The following is a 20,587-nucleotide window of genomic DNA, read 5'->3' as shown; positions in this document are numbered from 1 at the left end:
GCCATTCAGTTCCTCATCCCCTGCCTGTGGCCACTCCCTCCTCCAGCGTGCAGCAACAACAAAGCCGCGGCTTCTGGCTGCGCACGCTGCACCAGTGGCACTGGATAAGCTCGGCCGTCTGTCTGATCGGCATGCTGCTGTTTGCCGCCACCGGCATCACCCTCAACCACGCGGCGAAGATCGAAGCCAAACCGGTGGTGGTCAGCCAGCAGTTGACGCTGCCGGCCGACCTGCTGGGCACGCTCGGCGACCGCGCCGACGGCCATGCCCCGCTGCCGCGCAAGGCCAGCCGCTGGCTGGATGCCCAGCTCGGCATCGCCATCGGCCGCCGCCCGGCCGAGTGGTCCGACGGCGAAATCTATCTCTCCATGCCCAGCCCCGGCGCCGACGCCTGGCTGAGCATCGACCGCGACTCCGGTGCCGTGGAATACGAATCCACCGCGCGCGGCTGGGTCTCCTATTTCAACGACCTCCACAAAGGCCGCAACGCCGGCCCGGCCTGGGGCTGGTTCCTGGACATCTTCGCCGTCGCCTGCCTGGTCTTCTGCATCACCGGCCTGTTCCTGCTGCATCTGCACGCGCGCCAGCGCCGCATGACCTGGCCGCTGGTCGGGCTGGGCCTGCTGGTGCCGCTGCTGATCGCCCTGATCCTCATCCATTGACCGTCTTCCCTTCCGGAGCCGCACCATGCGCGTCACCCTGACCATCGCCCTGAGCGGCCTGCTGGCCACCTCGCCGGCCTATGCCACCACCCTGGACATCACCGTCGAGGTGCCCAAGCTCAACGTCGCCGAGTACCACCGGCCCTACGTCGCGGTGTGGCTGGAAGGCGCCGATCAGAAGGTCGCGGCCAACCTGTCGGTCTGGTACCAGCAGACCAGCAACAGCGAAGGCCACGGCACCAAGTGGCTGCCCGACCTGCGCCAGTGGTGGCGCAAGAGCGGCCGCACGCTGGACGTGCCGGTCGACGGTGTCACCGGCCCGACCCGCCCGGTCGGCAAGCATGCGCTGTCGTTCAACGATCGGCAGCCGGCGCTGAAGGCCCTGGCCCCGGGCAACTACACGCTGGTAGTGGAAGCGGTGCGCGAAGTCGGCGGCCGTGAACTGCTCAAGATCCCGTTCACCTGGCCTGCCACGTCCGCACAGACCGGCAAGGCCCAGGGCAGCACCGAGCTCGGCCTGGTCACGCTGTCGGCCAAGCCCTGATTCTTTCCCTTTCCCTGGAGTTGTTGATGAAGCGCACGCTCGTCCTAGCCGCCGCCCTGGCCGCCGCCCTTCCGTTCTCCGCACTGGCCCACAAGGCCTGGCTGCAGCCCTCGCAGACCGTCATCGCCGGCACCAACCCGTGGATCACCGTCGATGCGGCCGTGTCCAACGACCTGTTCTATTTCAACCACGTGCCGCTGCGCCTGGACAACCTGGTGATCACCGCGCCGGACGGCACCACCGTGCAGCCGCAGAACGCCTCCACCGGCAAGTTCCGCAGCGTGTTCGACGTTGAGCTGACCCAGCAGGGCACCTACCGCCTGGCCACCGTCAACAACGGCCTGTCGGCCACCTGGGACGAAGACGGCAAGCCCAAGCGCTGGCGCGGTACTGCAGCCACCTTCGCCAGCGAAGTGCCGAAGAAGGCCAAGAACCTGAAGGTGTCGCAGTCGGTCGGCCGCGTGGAAACCTTCGTCACCAACGGCACCCCGAACGACACCGCACTCAAGCCCACCAGGCAGGGCATCGAGATGGTCGCACTGGCCCATCCCAACGACCTGGTTGCCGGCGAGCCGGCCTCCTTCCGCGTGCTGGTCGATGGCAAGCCGCGCGCCGGCCTGGCGTTCGAGATCACCCGCGGCGGCACGCGCTATCGCAACGCCCAGGAAGAGATCAAGGTCACCACCGACAAGAAGGGCGAGTTCACCGTCACCTGGCCCGAGGCCGGCATGTACTGGCTGGAAACCGGCACCGAAGACAGGAAGGTGTCCGTCAAGCAGGCCAAGACCCGTCGCCTGAGCTACGTTGCCACCCTGGAAGTGCTGCCGCAGTAACCGCGCGCCGGGCCCTGCCCGGCGTGTCTGCCCTTGCCCATGAACGACACGCTCCTCGACATCGCCCGCCTCGGTGGCCACAGCATGGGGACCACCTGGCAGGTAACGCTGGCGGTGGCGCGCACGCGTGACCTGCACCCGCTGCATGGCGGCATCCAGGCCCAGCTCGACGCCATCGTGGCGCAGATGAGCACCTGGGAAGCCGGCAGCGACATCACGCGCTTCAACCGCGCCGATGCCGGCAGCTGGCAGACCATCCCGCCGCTGTTCGATACCGTCGCGCAGTGCGCGCTGGACATCGCCCGGCGCAGCGGGGGCGCCTTCGATCCCACGGTCGGCCCGCTGGTAGCGTTGTGGGGCTTCGGCGCGCAGGCACAGGCCCAGCGCGTGCCGGATGCGCCGACGCTGGCCGCCACGCGCGCACGCTGTGGCTGGCAGCGCCTGCGGCATGAACCCGGCCGGCTGTACCAACCCGGTGGTCTGGAACTGGATCTCTCGGCCATCGCCAAGGGCTTCGGTGTCGACCAGATCGTCGAGTGGCTGCGCCGGCAGGGCGTGCACGCCGCGCTGGTGGAAGTGGGCGGCGAACTGCATGGCTACGGGCGCAAGCCCGACGGCCAGCCGTGGCGCGTGCTGGTCGAATCGGCCCCGGAGGACGATGCACAGGCAACCCACCCGCCGCGCGTGCTTGCGCTCGATGGCCGCGCCGTCGCCACCTCGGGTGACCGCTGGCATCACTTCGAACAGGACGGCGCGCAGTTCAGCCACACCCTGGATCCGCGCCTCGGCACGCCGGTGGCGCGTGCGGCCGCCGCGGTCACCGTGGTCGCGTCCGATGCGATGCAGGCCGATGCCTGGGCCACCGCATTGACCGTGATGGGCGTTGACCAGGGCCTCGCCTTCGCGCGCACCCACGGCCTGGCTGCCCGCTTCGTGATCCGTGGCGCGCAGGGCATCGATGAACACCTGAGCCCGGCCTTCGCGCAGCTGCTGGCCGATGATGCGGCGGGCAGCGCATGACCTTCCCCTCGCGCGCCGCCTTGGGCAACGCCGCCGTGATCGCGCTGCTGGCGCTGATCGCCGGACTGCTGCTGCGCCTGCACCAGCACGACGGGTGGTGGCAGAGCGCACCGCTGCCCGCGCAGTGGCGCTGGGCCGCCGGCAGCGTGGTGGCGTATGCGGCGTTCTGCGCCACGGTGTGGTGGCGTGGCCGTCCCCGCGACGACACCGCCGGCAGCGGCGGCCCGCCGCCGCTCCTGCTGGTGTGGGCCAGCCAGACCGGTTTCGCCCAGCAGCTGTGCGAACGCAGCGCCGACGCCCTGCGCGCAGCCGGCGTGGCGGTCCGCGTCCGCGGCCTGCACCAGATCGACGCGGCCGCGCTGCAGCAGGCCACGCAGGCGTTGTTCATCGTCAGCACCACCGGCGAAGGCGATGCTCCGGACCATGCCCTGCCGTTCCTGCGCCGGGTGATGCCGCAGACGCTGGCCCTGCCCGGGCTGCACTACGGCGTGCTGGCGCTGGGCGACCGCAGCTACGGGCATTTCTGCGCGTTCGGCCACCAGCTCGACGCGTGGCTGCGCCAGCACGGCGCCCATCCGCTGTTTGATGCGGTGGAGGTGGACAACGCCGACCCCGCCGCGCTGCGCCATTGGCAGCAGCTGCTCGGCCAGCTCGGCGGCACCGCCACCGACCTGCCCGACTGGACCCCGGCCGAGTACCGGCACTGGTGCCTGCAGGCGCGCGCACTGGTGAACCCCGGCAGCCCGGGCACCGGCACCTGGCAGATCGCGCTGGTGCCGGCCGACGGCGCCCTGCCCGCCTGGCAGGCCGGCGATGTGGTCGAAATCGGCCCCCGGCACGCCCCCGCCGACGTGGCCGCCTGGCTGACCACCCACGCACGCGACGGCGCAGCGATGGTCGGCGGCGAGCCGCTGTCGGCCCACCTGGCGCGCGCGCACCTGCCCACCCTGCCGGAGGCGGTGCCCGCCGACGACACGGCGCTGGTCGCGTCGCTCACGCCGCTGCCGCACCGCGAGTACTCCATTGCCAGCATGCCGGTCGAAGGACAGGTGACGCTGTTGCTGCGCCGCCACCTGCGCCCGGACGGCACGCCCGGCCTGGGCAGCGGCTGGCTCTGCGATCACGCCGCACTGGGCGGGCGCATCGATCTGCGCTTCCGCAGCAATCCGAATTTCCACCCGCCGTCACCGCAGGCACCGTTGATCCTGATCGGCAACGGCACCGGCATCGCCGGATTGCGTGCGCATCTGCGTGCCCGCATCGACGCCGGGGCACGCCGCAACTGGCTGCTGTCGGGCGAACGTACCGCCGCGCACGACGACTTCTTCGGCGATGACCTGCGCACCTGGCAGCGCGAGGGCTGGATCGAGCGCCGCGATGCGGTGTTCAGCCGTGACGGAGGCGAGCATCGTTACGTGCAGGACCACCTGCGCGCGCATCTCGACGTGCTGCAGCGCTGGGTCGCCGACGGCGCCACGATCCTGGTCTGCGGCAGCCTGCAGGGCATGGCCCCGGCGGTGGATGCGGTGATCGAACAGGCACTCGGCCGCGAAGGCAAGGAAGCCCTGATCGTGGCCGGCCGTTACCGCCGCGACGTGTACTAGGTGCCGGCGGCGCCGGGCGCCACGCGGATGGCAAGCAGCTCGCCACCGCCACACAACGCGTAACGCCGGCGCGGCCCTGCGCCCAGCCAGGCGGTATCGCCGGCCTGCAGCGGCGGCAGCGCCGGTTCGCCCTCGAACGCGGCCTGCCCGGCCAGCAGGTGGATCGCCCAGGCGGTGGTCGGTTCGGTGAAGAAGAACATGCTGCCCACCAGCGGGCGATGCAGCAGTTCGGCGTTCACCGCATCGCGGCGCCACATCAGGTTGAAGTCGTGGGTGACACCGTCCACCAGCTCGCCGCTCAGCTCGGCTTCGCCGGCAAAGCGCAGCCGATCGTGCGGCGGCATCAGGGTGTGCAGCGTGCCATCGGCAAAGCGCAGGCGCAGGCCTTCGCCGCGCAGCAGCACCAGCTCACGTTCGATGCCGGGAAAAGCGGAGAAGGCGGCGTCCTGCTCGATCTCGGCGATCGACAGGCGCAGCTGCCAGTCATCGGTGTCGGGCACGCGCAGAATCTCGCGGGTCCAGCCCAGGCCATTGCGCCAGCGCTCGCGGCGGTACTCCACCGTGGGAATCACGCGCGTGGCCGCGCTCAGGAAGGTATCGGTCGACATGCCGGCATTGTGCCTCAGCCGGCGCTGCCACCGCAGTCCGGCGCCAGCAGCCGCGAGCGCGCCAGCCAGTCCTTGTCCGGGTAGTAGGCGAACACCATCGCGCCACCGCGCAGGCTGTCGATCAGCGGTTTGGCCACCGTCAGCCGCACGGCCGGGCAGCCGAGGCTGCGGCCGAGCCGGCCCTGCATGCGGGCGAACGTGGGGTTCACGTACGGCGCACCGTGGATGACGATGGCCCGGTCGCGCGCGTTGTCATTGAAGCCCGGCTCCAGGCCTTCCAGGCGCAGCGAGTAGCCGTTGCCGCCCATGTAGGTTTCCTTCGCCGTGAACGCGCCCAGGCTGGACATGAAGCTGCCGTCGCGGTTGGAGAAATGCTCGGTGCGGTTGCCGCCGCTGTTGCGGCCGTGCGCCACCCATTCCTCGAACAGCAGCGTCTGCCGGGACAGGTCGAAGACCCACATGCGCGGTTCGGTTGAGGGACGCGAATAGTCGATCACGCTCAGCCGCGCCGGGTCGACGCCGAGGTCCGGCCGGCGCTGCGCGCACGACATCGCCTTGGCTGCCAACTGCAGCACGCTGCGGTCGGCCGACGGGGCCGCGCGCGCCAGCATCTCGGCCAACTGGGCCGGGTCGTGCGCCGCCGGCCGCGCCGCGCTCGTCGCGGCAGGCGCAGCGGCCGCCACGGGCACCGCGCCTGCGCCCGCCGAAGCGGACGCAATCAGGCCGAACGCAACGGCGGACAAGGCGTTCACAGCAGACATGGGCAACCACCAGCCAGGGAAGCAGTCCTTACAAGGTGGACCCCGGGGCGTCGGATTCCAAGACCGGCTGCAGGTTCTGTTCATCGGCCACCGGGCGTACCGCCGGCAGGCTGGTCACCAGCAGCGTGGTGCCCGGCACCAGCGCCTTGTACAGCTGCTCTGCAAAGGCCGGTGGCAGCGCCATCGGCAGGCTCGGCGTGGCCAGCAGGTCCGGGCTGGCGTTGCCCTCGCTCTGGCCCAGCAGCGGGTACGCCGTCCACTTGTGCAGGCGCTGGTGCGCGTCCAGTGGGCTGGGCACATCCGAGTACCCCTGCTGCATCACAAACAGCGTGGTGCCCTCGAAGGCCGGCAGCGCCTTGGCTTCCAGCCGTGATTCGCCGATCAGCACGCCGTCGCGCAGCACGTACAGCCGCTGGTCGTGCAGGCTGACCAGAATGCCGACCTGCCCGGACGGCGCAGCGGCGTCATTCCAGTAGTGGTCCGGTGCAGCGGTGGTTTCGACCAGCGGTTTGCCGGTGCTGTTGACCGGCGCCAGCACCGCCGGATACGCCAGCGTCATCGGTGCGCTCTTGGCATCGGCCACCACCACGGTGTCGCCGCGTTTGGTCTCGCCGAACAGCTTCTGCGCGAACGCCTGCGGCAGGCGCACGCAGCCGTGCGATGCCGGATGTCCCGGCAGGCTCCCGCCATGCAGCGCGATGCCATCCCAGGTCAGCCGCTGCATGTACGGCATCGGCGCGCTGTTGTAGAGATTGGACCGGTGGTCCTTGTCCTTCTGCAGGATGGTGAACACCCCGGTCGGCGTTTCGTGCCCGGTCTTGCCCGAGCTGATGGTGCTCAGCCCGATGGCGATGCCGTTCCGGTACACGTACGCGCGCTGCTCATCCAGGCTGACCACCAGCACGATCGGCCCGGCCGGCGAGATCTCCGGATGCCAGAGGAACTCGCCGGGCTTGAGGTCGGTGGGGCCGCGTACGGCCGGGGTGGTGAGCGGCGTCGCCGTGGGCGGCGGCGTGGCGGCATGGGCCAGCGACAGTGCAGCGACAAGCGCGCATGCCAACCCGCTCAACAGACAACGACGTACGCGCATTGCTTCATTCCTTTGCAGTGACGCGCCGAGGCTACACGATGCGTCGCACTGCAGTGGTGATTCCCGCCTGCGCGTTGCGCTGCGCGCGCGCAAAAAGAAATTGCCCGGCCATACGTCCTGTACGGTACCGGGCAATCTTTACGTCCTTGTCGGCATCCCGCCTTCCCCCTTTCGCATCCTGCCAAATGGGTCCCGACCATGCTCCCTGCACTGGGTCGTTGTTCAATCCGCCATCGCATTCCCTTCCCGGGTCTGGATGCCACCGTCCTGGTGGTGTCCTGCCTTCCATTGGCGCCGCGTCCGTGCGGCATGCGCGTCCCTGCAGCGTTGGGCACCACCCGGGCGTCCTGCCCGGGTGGCCGACCAGCGTCCTGCCGGTCTCCCGCAATCCTGTCCGTCAGCGCCTGGGTACGGAGCGCGGAGCCTCCTTCCGGGGAGGTTCCCCGGCGGGCATCGTCCTGATGCCTGCCGTCATCCGCTGTCGATTCCGTTCGACGGTTGCTGTCCCTATCCCCTTCACCCGAGTCAGATCCTCGACTCGAAGAAAAGGGCCGTGTTGTCGCCGGTATGCAACGATCGCCTCAGCCCGTCTGGGCCCTACGTTCGCCAGTCCCTGCTCCAGCATCGACGCGTCGGCGGTATTGATGTCGATCCGGTCCGCCGCGAAGGCAGGCCACATCAACAGCATTCCCAGCGCGAGCGCCTTCCACGAAACCCAAGGCCCCACAGTGAAACTCCTTGTGACTTGGAAACAGTGCCTGCCGACATTCCCTTCGGCTGAAACAGTGTCCCGCGCCACATACACACAGCCTATCGTCCACTGCGCCTTCACACAGCCGGCCAAATACCCGACGTGATGTAGGGAAATCCCTACCCCGGTCGGAGGCGTAGAATGTGAGGACTAGCCATTGCACTCGGAGCTTCAGATGGACAGCGCCAAACTCGGCCAATTCCTCAGTGACAAGTGGGACAACGACATCGTCCCGCAACTGGTCGATTACATCCGTATCCCCAACAAATCGCCGATGTTCGACGCTGATTGGGTGGCGAACGGGTACATGGAACAGGCGGTCACGCTGATGGAGAACTGGGCCAAGGCCCAGAACCTGCCCGGCCTGAATGTGGAGGTGGTGCGCCTGGAAGGCCGCACGCCGCTGATCCTGCTGGAAATCCCCGCCACCGGCGCCGAGACCGGCGACGACACCGTGCTGCTGTACGGGCACCTGGACAAGCAGCCGGAAATGACCGGCTGGGACGACGACCTCGGCCCGTGGGTACCGGTGCTGCGCGGTGACAAGCTGTACGGCCGCGGCGGCGCCGATGACGGCTATGCGATCTTCGGTTCGCTGGCCGCGGTGCTGGCGCTGCAGGAACAGGGCCTGCCGCACGCACGCTGTGTGGTGCTGATCGAAGCCTGCGAGGAATCGGGCAGCTACGACCTGCCCGCCTACGTGGATCACCTGGCCGACCGCATCGGCAAGCCGTCGCTGGTGGTGTGCCTGGATTCGGGCTGCGCCAACTACGACCAGCTGTGGTGCACCACCTCGCTGCGCGGTCTGACCGGCGGCAATTTCTCGGTGAAGGTGCTCAACGAAGGCGTGCATTCCGGTGATGCCTCCGGCGTGGTGCCGTCCAGCTTCCGCCTGCTGCGCCAGCTGCTGTCGCGCATCGAAGACGAGAACACCGGCCGCATCCTGATCGACGGCATGAACGTGGAGATTCCGGCCGAGCGCCTGGAACAGGCCAAGCGCGCCGCCGATGTGGTGGACACCGCGATCTTCGAGAAATTCCCGCTGGTCGACGGCCTCACGCCGATGAACGACGACCTCACCGAGCTGGTGCTCAACCGCACCTGGCGCCCGGCCCTGTCGGTGACCGGCATCGACGGCATGCCGCCGCTGGCCTCGGCCGGCAACGTGCTGCGCCCGCATACCGCGGTGAAGCTGTCGCTGCGCCTGCCGCCGACCGCCGACGGCAAGACCTGCGGCGAGCTGCTCAAGGACGCGCTGCTGCGCGATCCGCCGAACGGCGCCGAAGTGACCCTGGACCTGGAAAAGGCCTCCACCGGCTGGAACGCACCGGCGATGGCGCCGTGGCTGACCAAGGCGATCGACGACGCCAGCCAGACCTTCTTCGGCAAGCCGGCCATGTACATGGGCGAAGGCGGCTCGATTCCGTTCATGGGCATGCTCGGCGAGAAGTTCCCCGGCGCGCAGTTCATGATCACCGGCGTACTCGGCCCGCATTCCAACGCGCACGGTCCGAACGAGTTCCTGCACATCCCGATGGGCAAGCGCGTGACCGCCTGCGTGTCCAAGGTGATCAGCGAGCACTACGCGGCCAGCCTGCGCGGTGAGACCAGCGGCTCGCCGGTGGCTGCCGACAGCGGCACCCGCCACGGCGGCCACGGCTGCTGCTGATCGCACCGGTGACGGACGCAGCCTGCACTTGGTAGGCTGCGTCCATCTCCTGCGGGAAACGGCGTCATGAATAGTCTGTTTGGCAGCACCAGCTGGCTTTACATCATCCTGGTCGGCTTCATCGTCGGCGTGCTCGGGCGCTTTTTCATGCCGGGCAACAACCGCATGGGCTGCCTGCTGACCATCGTGCTGGGCATCGGTGGCGCACTGTTCGCCGGCTGGTTCGGCCAGTACATGGGCTGGTATGCACGTGGCGAACCGGCCGGCTTCATCGGTGCGGTGGCCGGTGCGATCGTCATCCTGGCCGTGCTGCGGCTGGTCAGCGGCAAACGCTGACGTCCTGCGACATCCCTCTTTCCGCGCGCCCCCGGCGCCGCTTCGACGTACCCGTCCATGAACGATCCCGCTTCCGACCCGCTGCGCGCCGACCTCCGCCGGCAGTGGGCAAGTTCCATGCTTGGCGACCCGCACCTGGCGCTCGACCGCGCCTCGGTGGACGCCGGCTTCCGCAGCTACTGGCGTGCCACCAGTACGCGCGGCAGCCACATCGTGATGGACTCCCCGCCCGGCCTGGAAGACGTGCGGCCGTGGCTGCGCATGCATGACCTGCTCGAACCCAACGGCGTGCGCGTGCCGCAGGTGTTCGAGCGCGATGTCGAACAGGGGTTCCTGCTGCTGGAAGACCTCGGCGGCCCCACGCTGGCCCGCCACATCGACGATGCCAACGCCGATGCATGGTTCGATGCCGCCTTCGCACAGCTGATCCGGCTGCAGTCGATCGCGGTGCCCGAGGGCATGGGCAGCTTCGGCGAGGCGCTGCTGCAGCGCGACGCCGGCCTGTTCGACGAGTGGTTCCTGCAGCGCCACCTGGGCCTGCAACTGGACTGCGGCGAGCTGGAAGGCCTGCAGCTGGTGCATCGCCGCCTGATGGACAACGCACTGGGCCAGCCGCAGGTGCTGACCCACCGTGATTTCATGCCGCGCAACCTGATGCCGATTGATGGCGGGCCCGCCGTGCTCGACTTCCAGGACCTGGTGCGCGGCCCGATCGCCTACGACCCGGTCAGCCTGTTCAAGGATGCCTTCCTGAGCTGGCCGCTGGCGCGCGTGGATGCCTGGCTGGCGCGCTACCACGCGCAGGCGCAGGCCGCCGGCCTGCCGGTGCGGCCGTGGCCGCAGTTCCTGCGCGACGCCGACTGGATGGGCGTGCAGCGGCACCTGAAGATCCTCGGCCTGTTCGTGCGCCTGCGCGACCGCGACGGCAAGGGCCATTACTTCGACGATGCGCCGCGCTTCATCCGCTACCTGGACGAAGTGCTGCCGCGCCACCCCGAACTGGCACCGCTGCTGGCGCTGCTGGACGACCGCATCAAGCCTGCGCTGGCCCAGCTGGCGCAACCGCGGCCGGCACGCGCATGAAGGCCCTGGTGTTCTGCGCCGGCAAGGGCGAGCGCATGCGCCCGCTGACCCTGCACACGCCCAAGCCGCTGCTGGTGGCCGGCGGCAAACCGCTGCTGGTGTGGCACCTCGAGCGCCTGGCCGCGGCCGGCATCGACGAGGTGGTGATCAATACCTCGTGGCTGGGCGACCAGTTCGCGCCGGCGCTGGGTAACGGCGCACGCTGGGGGCTGCGCCTGCACCTGATCGACGAAGGTCCGGTACCGCTGGAGACCGGCGGCGGCATTCTCAACGCGCTGCCGGTGCTGGGCGACGCCCCGTTCCTGGTGGTCAACGGCGATGTCTGGACGGACGTGGATTTCGCCGCGTTGCCGGCACACCCGCAGGGCGATGCGCACCTGGTGCTGGTCGACAACCCGGTGCAGCATCCGCGCGGGGATTTCATCCTGCACGACGATGGCACGGTGGGCGATGCCGGCGATGCGCCGCGCCTGACCTATGCCGGTGTCGGCGTGTTCCGCCCGGGGATTGTGCAGGGCTGGCGCGAGGTCATCGGCAGCACCGACGGTGCCGCTGCCACGCCGCCGCAGTTCGGGCTGGCGCCGTTGCTGCGTCACGCGATGGGCGACGGCCGGGTCACCGGGCAGCATCACCGCGGGCACTGGACCGATGTGGGCACGCCGGAGCGGCTGGCGGCACTGGATGCGGCGCTGCGCCGGTAGCGGCAGCGGCAGCGCGCGTTACAGGCGGTGCGAGCCTTCTTCCACCACCTGGCGCAGGAACGGCACGGTGATGCGCCGCTGCGCGGCCAGTGATTCGCGGTCCAGCCAGTCCAGCAGGCTGACCAGGCTGCCCAGTTCGCGGCCGGTGCGGGTCAGCAGCCATTCGATCGCCGCCTCGTCGATGGCCAGGCCACGGCGCGCCGCGCGCTCGCGCAGCACCGCCGCGCGGCCTTCGTCGTCCAGCGGCTGCAGCACCACGCGCACGCACTGCTGCAGGCGCGAGCGCAGGTCCGGCAGCACCAGGCCAAGCTGGTCCGGGGCGTGCTGGGCGGTATACAGCAGGGTGATGCCGGCACTGCGGGCGCGGTTGTGGAAGTCGAACAACGCCACTTCATCGTCGCGGTGCCCGGCAACGGCATCCAGGCCATCGAGCGCGACCAGATCGCGCCCTTCCAGCGATTCCAGCGCGGCGCGCGTGCGCCCGACCACCGCCTTCAGCGGCAGGTACGTCGGCTGCCGGCCGGCCTGCTCGGCCAGCGAGCACATCGCCAGCGCCTGGTGGGTTTTGCCAGTGCCTGCCGCGCCTTCCAGGTAGACCCAGTCCGACGCCGCGCCGATGGCGATCGCGCGCAGCTGCGCCAGCGCCCCGTCCGGGGCGCCGATGAAGGTTTCCAGGCGCTCGTCCTGCGGGTAGCGCAGGGCAAGCGGCAGCTGCGGGACCACGCTCACTGGCCGTCCGGATCCTTCGGCACCACGATCACCACGTCGGTCTTGTCGATGTAGGAATCGAGCACGATCGCCGAGCGCTCACCGGCATACAGTTCGCTTTCGCGGTAGCGCTGGTGCGCGTAGCGCAGCAGCACGTTGCTCACCGCCGCCACCGGCAGCGCCAGCAGCATGCCCAGGAAGCCAAACAGCTGGCCACCGGCCATCACCGCGAAGATGACGGCCACCGGATGCAGGCCGATCTTGTCGCCCACGATGCGCGGGGTCAGCACATAGCTTTCCAGCAGCTGACCCACGGTGAACACCACGCCGACCAGGATCAGCAGCTTCAGGTCGAAGCCCTGCGCCTGCACCAGTGCCGCCACCACGGCCATGACGATGCCGGTGGTCGCGCCCAGGTAGGGAATGAAGCTGATCAGACCGGCAACCAGGCCGATCAACAGGCCCAGCTTGAGCCCCACCAGCGACAGCCCGGCCGCGTAGACCACGCCCAGCGCGATCATCACCAGGAACTGGCCGCGGATGAACGCACCGAGCACTTCATCCGACTCGCGCGCGAGCTTGGTGATGGTGGCGATGTGGTTGCGCGGGATCATCGAGGCCACCCGCTCCACCAGCTTGTCCCAGTCACGCAGGAAGTAGAACGCCAGGATCGGCAGCAGCAGGATGTTGACCACCCAGGTCACCATCGTGAAGCCCGAACGCGACACGTAGCCGAAGAAGGTCTTGGCAAAGCCGCCGGCCTGCTGCCAATGGCTGCGCACCCATTCGATCAGACGGTCCGGGTCCATCCACTGCATGACCTCCAGGCCGGTCTTCTGCTCGAACCACGGAATGCCGGTCTGCATCAGCCACTGCTGCGCCTGTGGAACCGCCGCGATCAGGGTGGCGATCTGGCGCTCGATCATCGGCACCAGGATCAGCAGTGCCGCGGTGATCAGCAGGATCATCGCCACGAACACCAGCACCACGCCGGTGTTGCGCGAGCGGCCGGTGGCCTCGATCCGGTCGACCAGCGGGTCGCCCAGCCAGGCCAGGGCCAGCGCCAGCACGAACGGGGTCAGGATCGGGCCGAGCAGCCAGATCACCCAGCCCGCCGCCAGCGCGACCAGCACGTACTTGAGGCGGCGCAGGAACTGCGCGATTTCCGCTTCGGGGCTGAGAATCATCGCAGACGGTACTCGTTGCTGGCCGGCGCGGGCGCGGCGGTGGGTTCGTCGCCATCGACCGGGACGGGCAGCGGCAGCGGTGCGACCGGCACCAGCACGCCGTTGTCGCCGAGCATGCGGTTCAGGCCGGCCAGGCCGGTGGTCATCTCCAGCGCCAGTTCCAGGCGGTCGCCGGCAGCGCGCACGGGCACGACGTTGCGCACCACCGGGGTCTCACGCAGCCCGGCCGCCAGGCGCATGTAGTCCTCGGCGCTGTGGATGCCGGTCACCACGATCCTGTAGGTACCGGCCGTACCGGTGGCCGCACCGGCCTTGGCATAGCGGCGCACCAGCGCGTCGGCGGCCCCGTCGGCACCACCGGCCATCGCGCGGCGGGCATCGGTGTCCTTGGTGGACCACTTGTTCAGTTCCTTGCCGCCATCGACGAACACCCAGTCGGCTACCCAGCCGCCGCTCTTGTCGCGGTACAGCTTGCCCACCAGCTGCATCGGCGGGGCATAGCGCGCCGACGCACGGGCCACCGCGGCGGTGTCCTGGCGCCAGATCGCGCCGACCAGGGCCTGCTCGGCCGCGCTGCCCGACGGCAGGCCCAGCTTGTAGCCGCGCTCGATCGCCCGGTTCAGCAGCGGGCGGGCCGCATTGGCCTGCTGCACGGTGACCAGGCGCGGGCCCGAGCCGTCATCGATGGCCAGCCAGACCACCGGCTTGGGTCGCGGCTGCGGCCACAGCGGCAGGCCCAGCGCGCCGATCAGGCCGTCCACGTCATCCTGGCGGAAGCGCGCCACCAGCACCGTCCGGTAGCTGGGGGCGCCGCTGGCCGAGGTGCTCTGGTCCTGGCGGTAATCGTAGCTGGCCACGTAGTCCTTGGCCCCGCGCAGCGACTGCGCCACGCCCGGCCGGGCCATCACGCCACGGTCGCCGGAGAGCTTGGCCAGCACATTGCCCAGCGCGCGCGCCAGGGCGCCATTGCGGTCGGCATCGCTCTGGCTGTTGACCGGTACCTCCGCCTCATAGGCGCCCGAGGCGCTGGCGACATCGCCCTCGGTCCGCAGGCCACTCTGGGCCATCGTGGCCACCGGCAGGCACAGGGCGAGGAACATCACAAACAGGAGGCTGCGGCGCATCAGGACTTTCCATAGAGCGTATCCAGGGGGAATTGTTGCCCGAATAGGGCCTGTGCGCCAACGTGGCCTGTTAAAATCCCGCTTTCACCCCAGCGCAGCGCCCACGCCCGTGACCAACTCCCCGTCTTCGACCCCTCCTTCCCTGACCTACCGCGACGCCGGTGTCGACATCGACGCAGGCAACGAGCTGGTCGAACGCATCAAGCCGCTGGTCAAGCGCAGCTTCCGTCCGGAAGTGATGGGCGGCCTGGGCGGTTTCGGCGCCCTGTTCGACCTGTCCAACAAGTACCGCGAGCCGGTGCTGGTCTCGGGCACCGACGGCGTGGGCACCAAGCTGAAGCTGGCCCAGCAGCTGGGCCGCCATGACACCATCGGCATCGACCTGGTGGCCATGTGCGTGAACGACGTGCTGGTGCAGGGCGCCGAGCCGCTGTTCTTCCTGGATTATTTCGCCACCGGCAAGCTGGACATCGACACGGCCGCCGCCGTGGTCGGCGGCATCGCCAATGGCTGCACCGAGGCCGGTTGCGCGCTGATCGGTGGTGAAACCGCCGAAATGCCGGACATGTACCCGCCGGGCGAATACGACCTGGCCGGCTTCACCGTGGGCGCGGTGGAGAAGTCCGAGCTGCTGGACGGTGCGCGCGTGGCCCAGGGCGACGTGCTGATCGGCATCGCCTCCTCCGGCCCGCACTCCAACGGCTACTCGCTGATCCGCCGCATCTACGACCGCGCCGGCCAGCCGGCCGACCTGGTGCTGGACGACGGCAAGCGCCTGGTCGACGCGCTGATGGCACCGACCGCGCTGTACGTCAAGCCGGTGCTGGCGCTGCTCAAGGCCCACGGCGAGGCCATCCACGGCATGGCCCACATCACCGGTGGCGGCCTGACCGAGAACATCATCCGGGTCGTGCCCGACGGCCTGGGCCTGGACATCCGCGCCAGCGCCTGGACCCTGCCCCCGGTGTTCCAGTGGCTGCAGCGCGAAGGCGCCGTGGCCGACGCCGAGATGTGGCGCACCTTCAACTGCGGCATCGGCTTCGTGCTGGTGGTGCCGCCGGCGCAGGCCGAGCGCATCGGCACCGCGCTGGACGGCCTGGGCCTGGCGCACTGGACCATCGGTGAGGTCACCGCCGCCACCGACGGCGCCGAACGCGTCCACATCGGCTGATCGGGGAGAAACGCATGGACGCTGCCCCTGCCCCTGCCCCGGTTGGCCCGCCCGCGCTGCTGCCGCTCGAGGATCAGGGCTACCTTCGCCTGCTGTCGATCTTCCACTACGTAGTGGCCGGCCTGATGGCCCTGTTCTCGCTGTTCCCGCTGCTCTACATCGGGATCGGCCTTGGCATCGTCAACGGCTGGTTCCCGGCCAACAACCAGGCCTCCGGCGGCCCCAGCGACCAGATGGCCGGCTGGTTGTTCGTCGGCATGGGCGCGCTGTTCCTGGTGACCTGCCTGACCATGACGTCGCTGATGGTGCTGGCCGGGCGCAGCCTGGCGCAGCGCCGCCGCCACACGCTCTGCCTGGTGGTGGCGGCCCTGTCGTGCCTGTTCACGCCGTTCGGCACCGTGCTGGGCGTGTTCACCCTGGTGGTGCTGTTGAAGCCGGCGGTGAAGGCCGCCTTCCAGCCCCTGCCGGCCCTGCCCTGAGCGCCCGATGACCCCGACCCCGCCGCCGTTGCCCGCCCCGTCCTCGCAGTGGACGCCGCTGCAGATCCGTTCGCACCTGCAGAACCTCAACATCCTGTTCTACGTGCTGGCCATCCTGCACATTCTCGCCAACGGCGCGTTCCTGCTGATCAGCCTGGCCGGCTACGTCAGCGAACGCGGCTCGACCAGCCCGGACGCCGCGCCCCTCGGTCTGTTCATTTTCCTGCTGGCGGTCTCGGTGCTGTGCGCCATCCTGGGCGTGGTGCAGTTCTTCACCGCCCGTTACATCGGCCGGCGGACCCGCCTGCAGTACTGCATCGGTGCCAGCTTCCTGGCCTGCTTCGCCGGGCCGCTGGGCATGGCGTTGTGTGCGTACGCCTACGTGGCCCTCAAGCGCCCGGAAGTGCGCGCGGCCTTCGACGACGGCAACGCCCTCCCGGCATGAGTACGCGCATCGCGGTACTGGCCTCCGGCCGTGGCAGCAACCTGCAGGCCATCCTGGATGCCCAGGCGGCCGGGCAGCTCGACGCCGACGTGGTCGGCGTGCTGTCCGACCGCCCCGGCGCGGCCGCACTGCTGAAGGTGGCACCGGAACGGCGCTGGGCGCGCGCGCCGGCCGACTTCGCCGACCGCGCCGCGTTCGATGCGGCCCTGGCCGATGCGCTGGCCGCGTTCGCGCCGGACTGGGTGGTCTGCGCCGGCTACATGCGCATCCTCGGGCCGGCCTTCGTGCAGCGCTTCAGCGGTCGCCTGGTCAACATCCATCCCTCGCTGCTGCCGCTCTACAAGGGCCTGCACACCCACGCCCGCGCGCTGGAGGCCGGCGACGCCGAGCATGGCGCCAGCGTGCACTTCGTGGTGCCCGAGCTGGATGCGGGCACGGTGCTGGCCCAGGCGCGGGTCCCGGTCCTGCCCGGCGACAGCGCCGACGCGCTGGCCCAGCGGGTGCTGGCGGTCGAGCACCCGCTGCTGATTGCCAGCCTGCGCCTGCTGGTGGCCGGGCGCGTGTCTGAACGCGACGGTCAGGTTGCCGTGGACGGTCACCCCCTGTTTAATCCGCTGCGCCTAGATTGCGCCGGACAGCTGAACCGCTGACCGCGGCGCACACATGCCGCTGACCCCGGCGCTGGCATCCTCCCTCTTCCGATCTTCCTGACCGCATGAGAACGCCCTTGTTCAAGCCAGCGCTGCTGATCGCATCCCTGCTGTGCACCGCCGCCATCGTGCACGCGCAGGAGGCCCCGGCCGCGCCCGAGCCGCCGCTGCCGGCCCTGCCCGCAACGCCGTGGGAAGCACCGCCGCTGCAGCCGTTCACCGCCACCTACCAGGCCGTGTACAAGGGCAAGGAGGCTGGCGATGCCACGATGCGGGTCACCCATACCGGCGGCGCGCAGTGGCGCGTGGACATGCAGGTGGTCGGACGCCGTGGCTTCGCCAGTGTGCTCGGCCTGAACCTGGAACAGAGCACCGTGTTCGAGAAGCAGGGCGACACCTATGTGCCGCTCAGCCAGGCCACCGTCCGCAAGGGGCTGTTCCTGGGCAAGAAGGTCACCGGCACCTACAACTGGCAGGCCGGCACCGCGCAGTGGCTGGGCGACCTGAAGAAGGAACGCACCGTGCCGATTCCGCTGCAGCCGGGCGACCAGAGCGCGCTGCTGCTGAACCTGGCGATCATGCGCGACGCGCGTCCGGGCGGGCAGATGCACTACCGCTACGTCGACGTGGGCCGTGTGCGCCAGCACGACTACCAGGCTGCCCCGGACACCGAGAACGTCCAGGTCGGCGACCTGTCCTACAACGCGCTGCGGGTGTACCGCACCAACGGCGGCAACGATGAAACCATCCTCTGGATCGCCAACGGCGTGCCCACGCCCGTCCGCATCCTGCAACGCGAAGACGGCGAAGATCGGATCGATCTGCGCCTGATCGAATATCAAGGAGTTTGAGCATGACCGTGATGAACCGTCCGCTGACCTGGATCGCCGCCGGCGCACTGGCCGTGGTGAGCCTGCCGGCAATGGCGCTGCAGCCCTTCAAGGCCGATTACCAGGCCAGCTACATGGGCATGCAGGCCAATGGCACCATGACCCTGGCCAGCGAAGGCGCCAACAAGTGGCGCTACAGCCTGAACGTGAAGAACCAGCTGGCCGACCTCAGCCAGAGCACGGTGTTCGAGGAAGCCGGCGGCCGCCTGCGCCCGCTGAGCAGCCATGACCGCTCGATCCTGCTGGTCAAGAAGCGCAACGTGGATGCGGCCTACAACTGGACCAGCAACCAGGCGACCTGGACCGGCGACATCAAGCCCGAACGTCGCGGCCCGGTGACGCTGAAGGCCGGCGACATGGATGCCCTGCTGATCAACCTGGCGATTGCGCGCGATCTGGCGGCTGGCAAGCCGCTGAACTACCGCATGGTCGACGAAGGCCGCATCAAGCCGATGAGCTACAAGGTGGTCGGCCAGGAAAAGATCACCGTCGAAGGCAAGACCTACGACGCCACCAAGGTCTCGCGCGGCGATGGCAACAAGGAACTGATCGCCTGGATCGTGAAGGAGTTCCCGGTACCGGCGCGCCTGCTGCAGCGCGAGGGCGGCAAGGACGCGCTGGACCTGACCATCAAGTCCTTCAAGTAAGCTGCCCCAAAAAAAACGCCCGCTTGCGCGGGCGTTTTTTCATTCCGGCTTGGCTTCGCCAAACACCGTCTTGCAGTCCACGCGGATCTGCTCGCGGTTGCCGCGCCAGTAGAAGGTGCGGCAGTGCCGGTTGCCTTCCTGGGTGTCGTCCACGCCCACCGCATAGAACGCCTGCAGCACCTCGGTGCGGCTGACGCTGCCGTCGCCGTCCCAGTCCATGTCCTGCTGCTCGATGCCGCGGGTGATGGCGATGTTGGCGTACCAGGCATAGCCCAGCCAGCCCAGCACCATCAGCACCAGGATCAGCAGCGCCTTGCGGCGGCGGGTGAACCGGCCGCGCAGGATCATGCGGCTACGCGCCGGATGGTGGCGCCCAGCGAGGACAGCTTCTCTTCGATGTTCTCGTAGCCGCGGTCCAGGTGGTAGATGCGGTCGATGGTGGTATCACCGTCGGCCATCAGCCCGGCCAGAATCAGCGACGCCGACGCGCGCAGATCGGTCGCCATCACCGGCGCGCCACTGAGCTCGACCGAGCCGCGCACGATCGCCGTGTGGCCTTCAACCTGGATGTCCGCGCCGAGGCGCAGCAGCTCGTTGACGTGCATGAAGCGGTTTTCGAAGATCGTCTCGTTGATCACGCCAACGCCGTCGGCCACGCAGTTGAGCGCCATGAACTGCGCCTGCATGTCGGTCGGGAAGGCCGGGTACGGCGCCGTGGTCAGGTTGACCGCGCGCGGACGCTTGCCCTGCATGTCCAGGGTGATGCTGTCGTCGGTGGTCTCGATGGTCGCGCCGGCTTCGACCAGCTTGGCCAGCACCGCGTCCATCGTGTTCGGGCGCGCGCGGTTCACCGTGACCTTGCCGCCGGTCATCGCCGCGGCGACCAGGAACGTACCGGTTTCGATGCGGTCCGGGAGCACTTCGTGGCGGCCGCCGGAGAGACGCTCGACGCCTTCGATCACCAGGCGGGCGGTGCCCAGGCCTTCGATCTTCGCGCCCAGCGCGATCAGGCAGTGCGCCAGATCGGTGACTTCCGGCTCCATCGCCGCGTTGTCCAGCACGGTGGTGCCTTCAGCCAGCACGGCGGCCATCAGCACGTTCTCGGTGCCGGTGACGCTGACCATGTCGAAGGTGAAGTGCGCTCCCTTCAGGCGCTTGGCGTGGGCCTTGATGAAGCCGTTCTCGACGGTGATCTCCGCCCCCAGCGCCTGCAGGCCCTTGATGTGCTGGTCGACCGGGCGCGACCCGATCGCGCAGCCGCCCGGCAGCGACACTTCGGCCGCGCCGAAGCGTGCCAGCAGCGGGCCCAGCACCAGGATCGAGGCGCGCATGGTCTTGACCAGCTCATACGGCGCCACATGCTGGTTCACCGGGCGCGGGTCGACCACGATCGCGCTGCCGCGCGACAGGGTGCCCTGGTCGATGGTGACCTTGGCGCCCAGCTCGCCGAGCAGCTTCACCGTGGTGACCACGTCGTGCAGGTGCGGCACGTTGGTGATCTCCACCGGCGCATCGGCCAGCAGGGTCGCGCACAGGATGGGGAGGACGGCGTTCTTGGCGCCGGAAATGTTCACTTCACCGTGCAGCGGCTTGCCGCCGGTCACTACGATCTTGGCCATGTGGT

At 69.2% G+C, this 20,587-nt stretch carries 24 protein-coding genes; 15 read left to right on the top strand and 9 right to left on the bottom strand.

Annotated elements, in window-relative coordinates:
• Positions 1–26: 26 nt before the first annotated feature.
• The 5 genes from ACO6VK_RS16580 to ACO6VK_RS16560 are packed head-to-tail and all read left to right on the top strand — an operon-like array spanning position 27 to position 4,663.
• Positions 27–662 (top strand): PepSY-associated TM helix domain-containing protein, encoded by a 636-nt coding sequence (locus ACO6VK_RS16580; RefSeq protein WP_422509016.1) that lies wholly within the window; start codon positions 27–29, stop codon positions 660–662.
• Positions 663–687: 25 nt separating this feature from the next.
• Positions 688–1,206 (top strand): DUF2271 domain-containing protein, encoded by a 519-nt coding sequence (locus tag ACO6VK_RS16575; protein ID WP_422509014.1) that lies wholly within the window; start codon positions 688–690, stop codon positions 1,204–1,206.
• A 26-nt stretch (positions 1,207–1,232) separates the two neighbouring features.
• Positions 1,233–2,039, top strand: a complete 807-nt coding sequence (locus tag ACO6VK_RS16570) for a DUF4198 domain-containing protein (RefSeq protein WP_422509012.1) — start codon at positions 1,233–1,235, stop codon at positions 2,037–2,039.
• 39 nt (positions 2,040–2,078) lie between these two features.
• A complete protein-coding gene (locus ACO6VK_RS16565; protein WP_422509010.1) occupies positions 2,079–3,059 on the top strand; it encodes an FAD:protein FMN transferase in 981 nt (326 codons plus the stop codon).
• Positions 3,056–4,663, top strand: coding sequence for a sulfite reductase subunit alpha (locus ACO6VK_RS16560; RefSeq protein ID WP_422509008.1), 1,608 nt, complete (start codon positions 3,056–3,058; stop codon positions 4,661–4,663). The genes ACO6VK_RS16565 and ACO6VK_RS16560 overlap by 4 nt, the downstream gene beginning before the upstream one ends.
• Here the strand turns inward: ACO6VK_RS16560 and ACO6VK_RS16555 are convergent.
• From ACO6VK_RS16555 to ACO6VK_RS16540, 4 genes are all read right to left on the bottom strand, one after another.
• On the bottom strand, positions 4,660–5,271 hold the full coding sequence (locus ACO6VK_RS16555) for a HutD family protein (RefSeq protein WP_422509006.1): 612 nt from the start codon (positions 5,269–5,271) through the stop codon (positions 4,660–4,662). The two genes, ACO6VK_RS16560 and ACO6VK_RS16555, sit on opposite strands and share 4 nt — an antisense overlap.
• Positions 5,272–5,285: 14 nt before the next feature.
• On the bottom strand, positions 5,286–6,032 hold the full coding sequence (locus tag ACO6VK_RS16550) for a murein L,D-transpeptidase catalytic domain family protein (RefSeq protein WP_422509004.1): 747 nt from the start codon (positions 6,030–6,032) through the stop codon (positions 5,286–5,288).
• A gap of 28 nt (positions 6,033–6,060) precedes the next feature.
• Positions 6,061–7,122, bottom strand: coding sequence for a L,D-transpeptidase (locus tag ACO6VK_RS16545; protein WP_422509002.1), 1,062 nt, complete (start codon positions 7,120–7,122; stop codon positions 6,061–6,063).
• A gap of 397 nt (positions 7,123–7,519) precedes the next feature.
• On the bottom strand, positions 7,520–7,801 hold the full coding sequence (locus ACO6VK_RS16540; protein ID WP_422509077.1) for a ComEA family DNA-binding protein: 282 nt from the start codon (positions 7,799–7,801) through the stop codon (positions 7,520–7,522).
• A 247-nt stretch (positions 7,802–8,048) separates the two neighbouring features.
• Between ACO6VK_RS16540 and ACO6VK_RS16535 the strand changes: the two genes are divergently transcribed.
• The 4 genes from ACO6VK_RS16535 to murU all read left to right on the top strand — a co-directional run bounded on the left by ACO6VK_RS16535 (position 8,049) and on the right by murU (position 11,662).
• Positions 8,049–9,542 (top strand): M20 family metallopeptidase, encoded by a 1,494-nt coding sequence (locus tag ACO6VK_RS16535; protein WP_422509000.1) that lies wholly within the window; start codon positions 8,049–8,051, stop codon positions 9,540–9,542.
• Between the two features lie 66 nt (positions 9,543–9,608).
• Entirely contained in the window at positions 9,609–9,878 is a 270-nt protein-coding gene (locus tag ACO6VK_RS16530; RefSeq protein WP_422508998.1) for a GlsB/YeaQ/YmgE family stress response membrane protein, read from the top strand.
• A gap of 57 nt (positions 9,879–9,935) precedes the next feature.
• Positions 9,936–10,961, top strand: coding sequence for an aminoglycoside phosphotransferase family protein (locus ACO6VK_RS16525; protein ID WP_422508996.1), 1,026 nt, complete (start codon positions 9,936–9,938; stop codon positions 10,959–10,961).
• Positions 10,958–11,662 (top strand): N-acetylmuramate alpha-1-phosphate uridylyltransferase MurU, encoded by a 705-nt coding sequence (murU, locus tag ACO6VK_RS16520; protein WP_422508994.1) that lies wholly within the window; start codon positions 10,958–10,960, stop codon positions 11,660–11,662. The genes ACO6VK_RS16525 and murU overlap by 4 nt, the downstream gene beginning before the upstream one ends.
• 18 nt (positions 11,663–11,680) lie before the next feature.
• Here murU and hda read toward each other — a convergent pair whose 3' ends face one another.
• The 3 genes from hda to ACO6VK_RS16505 are packed head-to-tail and all read right to left on the bottom strand — an operon-like array spanning position 11,681 to position 14,681.
• Positions 11,681–12,391: a DnaA regulatory inactivator Hda gene (hda, locus tag ACO6VK_RS16515; protein ID WP_017356239.1), complete on the bottom strand. Its 711-nt coding sequence runs from the start codon at positions 12,389–12,391 to the stop codon at positions 11,681–11,683.
• Positions 12,388–13,557 carry an AI-2E family transporter gene (locus ACO6VK_RS16510; protein WP_422508992.1) on the bottom strand — a complete coding sequence of 390 codons (1,170 nt, stop codon included), beginning with the start codon at positions 13,555–13,557 and terminating at the stop codon, positions 12,388–12,390. The genes hda and ACO6VK_RS16510 overlap by 4 nt, the downstream gene beginning before the upstream one ends.
• Complete coding sequence (locus ACO6VK_RS16505; protein ID WP_422508990.1) at positions 13,554–14,681, bottom strand: DUF2066 domain-containing protein; 1,128 nt, start codon at positions 14,679–14,681, stop codon at positions 13,554–13,556. The genes ACO6VK_RS16510 and ACO6VK_RS16505 overlap by 4 nt, the downstream gene beginning before the upstream one ends.
• A gap of 109 nt (positions 14,682–14,790) precedes the next feature.
• Between ACO6VK_RS16505 and purM the strand changes: the two genes are divergently transcribed.
• From purM to ACO6VK_RS16475, 6 genes are all read left to right on the top strand, one after another.
• Positions 14,791–15,852, top strand: a complete 1,062-nt coding sequence (gene purM, locus ACO6VK_RS16500; protein WP_422508988.1) for a phosphoribosylformylglycinamidine cyclo-ligase — start codon at positions 14,791–14,793, stop codon at positions 15,850–15,852.
• Between the two features lie 14 nt (positions 15,853–15,866).
• The gene (locus ACO6VK_RS16495) at positions 15,867–16,331 is read left to right on the top strand and encodes a hypothetical protein (RefSeq protein ID WP_422508986.1); all 465 of its coding nucleotides are present in this window, start codon (positions 15,867–15,869) and stop codon (positions 16,329–16,331) included.
• 7 nt (positions 16,332–16,338) lie between these two features.
• On the top strand, positions 16,339–16,776 hold the full coding sequence (locus tag ACO6VK_RS16490) for a hypothetical protein (protein ID WP_422508984.1): 438 nt from the start codon (positions 16,339–16,341) through the stop codon (positions 16,774–16,776).
• The gene (gene purN, locus ACO6VK_RS16485; protein ID WP_422508982.1) at positions 16,773–17,426 is read left to right on the top strand and encodes a phosphoribosylglycinamide formyltransferase; all 654 of its coding nucleotides are present in this window, start codon (positions 16,773–16,775) and stop codon (positions 17,424–17,426) included. Before ACO6VK_RS16490 ends, purN begins: the two co-directional genes overlap by 4 nt.
• Before the next feature lie 65 nt (positions 17,427–17,491).
• Positions 17,492–18,277: a DUF3108 domain-containing protein gene (locus tag ACO6VK_RS16480; RefSeq protein WP_422508980.1), complete on the top strand. Its 786-nt coding sequence runs from the start codon at positions 17,492–17,494 to the stop codon at positions 18,275–18,277.
• A 2-nt stretch (positions 18,278–18,279) separates the two neighbouring features.
• The gene (locus ACO6VK_RS16475; protein ID WP_422508978.1) at positions 18,280–18,963 is read left to right on the top strand and encodes a DUF3108 domain-containing protein; all 684 of its coding nucleotides are present in this window, start codon (positions 18,280–18,282) and stop codon (positions 18,961–18,963) included.
• A 39-nt stretch (positions 18,964–19,002) separates the two neighbouring features.
• On the opposite strand, the gene ACO6VK_RS16470 is transcribed toward ACO6VK_RS16475, so the two are convergent.
• Both ACO6VK_RS16470 and murA read right to left on the bottom strand, forming a co-directional pair.
• A complete protein-coding gene (locus ACO6VK_RS16470; RefSeq protein WP_422508976.1) occupies positions 19,003–19,311 on the bottom strand; it encodes an EF-hand domain-containing protein in 309 nt (102 codons plus the stop codon).
• Positions 19,308–20,582, bottom strand: a complete 1,275-nt coding sequence (murA, locus tag ACO6VK_RS16465; RefSeq protein WP_422508974.1) for a UDP-N-acetylglucosamine 1-carboxyvinyltransferase — start codon at positions 20,580–20,582, stop codon at positions 19,308–19,310. The genes ACO6VK_RS16470 and murA overlap by 4 nt, the downstream gene beginning before the upstream one ends.
• Between the last annotated feature and the right edge of the window lie 5 nt (positions 20,583–20,587).

This window comes from Stenotrophomonas sp. GZD-301 (genome assembly GCF_049310345.1).
Lineage (GTDB): Bacteria > Pseudomonadota > Gammaproteobacteria > Xanthomonadales > Xanthomonadaceae > Stenotrophomonas.
Note: the sequence above shows the minus strand (reverse complement) of the source record. Positions and strands in the feature narration are given on the sequence as shown.

Excerpts from the sequence above, each read along its gene's own strand:
- ACO6VK_RS16575 (WP_422509014.1), top strand. The coding sequence starts at position 688 with ATGCGCGTCACCCTGACCATCGCCCTGAGCGGCCTGCTGGCCACCTCG.
- ACO6VK_RS16570 (WP_422509012.1), top strand. The coding sequence starts at position 1,233 with ATGAAGCGCACGCTCGTCCTAGCCGCCGCCCTGGCCGCCGCCCTTCCG.
- ACO6VK_RS16565 (WP_422509010.1), top strand. The coding sequence starts at position 2,079 with ATGAACGACACGCTCCTCGACATCGCCCGCCTCGGTGGCCACAGCATG.
- ACO6VK_RS16560 (WP_422509008.1), top strand. The coding sequence starts at position 3,056 with ATGACCTTCCCCTCGCGCGCCGCCTTGGGCAACGCCGCCGTGATCGCG.
- ACO6VK_RS16555 (WP_422509006.1), bottom strand. The coding sequence starts at position 5,271 with ATGTCGACCGATACCTTCCTGAGCGCGGCCACGCGCGTGATTCCCACG.
- ACO6VK_RS16550 (WP_422509004.1), bottom strand. The coding sequence starts at position 6,032 with ATGTCTGCTGTGAACGCCTTGTCCGCCGTTGCGTTCGGCCTGATTGCG.
- ACO6VK_RS16545 (WP_422509002.1), bottom strand. The coding sequence starts at position 7,122 with ATGCGCGTACGTCGTTGTCTGTTGAGCGGGTTGGCATGCGCGCTTGTC.
- ACO6VK_RS16540 (WP_422509077.1), bottom strand. The coding sequence starts at position 7,801 with ATGTGGCCTGCCTTCGCGGCGGACCGGATCGACATCAATACCGCCGAC.
- ACO6VK_RS16535 (WP_422509000.1), top strand. The coding sequence starts at position 8,049 with ATGGACAGCGCCAAACTCGGCCAATTCCTCAGTGACAAGTGGGACAAC.
- ACO6VK_RS16530 (WP_422508998.1), top strand. The coding sequence starts at position 9,609 with ATGAATAGTCTGTTTGGCAGCACCAGCTGGCTTTACATCATCCTGGTC.
- ACO6VK_RS16525 (WP_422508996.1), top strand. The coding sequence starts at position 9,936 with ATGAACGATCCCGCTTCCGACCCGCTGCGCGCCGACCTCCGCCGGCAG.
- murU (WP_422508994.1), top strand. The coding sequence starts at position 10,958 with ATGAAGGCCCTGGTGTTCTGCGCCGGCAAGGGCGAGCGCATGCGCCCG.
- ACO6VK_RS16510 (WP_422508992.1), bottom strand. The coding sequence starts at position 13,557 with ATGATTCTCAGCCCCGAAGCGGAAATCGCGCAGTTCCTGCGCCGCCTC.
- ACO6VK_RS16505 (WP_422508990.1), bottom strand. The coding sequence starts at position 14,681 with ATGCGCCGCAGCCTCCTGTTTGTGATGTTCCTCGCCCTGTGCCTGCCG.
- ACO6VK_RS16495 (WP_422508986.1), top strand. The coding sequence starts at position 15,867 with ATGGACGCTGCCCCTGCCCCTGCCCCGGTTGGCCCGCCCGCGCTGCTG.
- ACO6VK_RS16490 (WP_422508984.1), top strand. The coding sequence starts at position 16,339 with ATGACCCCGACCCCGCCGCCGTTGCCCGCCCCGTCCTCGCAGTGGACG.
- purN (WP_422508982.1), top strand. The coding sequence starts at position 16,773 with ATGAGTACGCGCATCGCGGTACTGGCCTCCGGCCGTGGCAGCAACCTG.
- ACO6VK_RS16480 (WP_422508980.1), top strand. The coding sequence starts at position 17,492 with ATGAGAACGCCCTTGTTCAAGCCAGCGCTGCTGATCGCATCCCTGCTG.
- ACO6VK_RS16475 (WP_422508978.1), top strand. The coding sequence starts at position 18,280 with ATGACCGTGATGAACCGTCCGCTGACCTGGATCGCCGCCGGCGCACTG.
- ACO6VK_RS16470 (WP_422508976.1), bottom strand. The coding sequence starts at position 19,311 with ATGATCCTGCGCGGCCGGTTCACCCGCCGCCGCAAGGCGCTGCTGATC.
- murA (WP_422508974.1), bottom strand. The coding sequence starts at position 20,582 with ATGGCCAAGATCGTAGTGACCGGCGGCAAGCCGCTGCACGGTGAAGTG.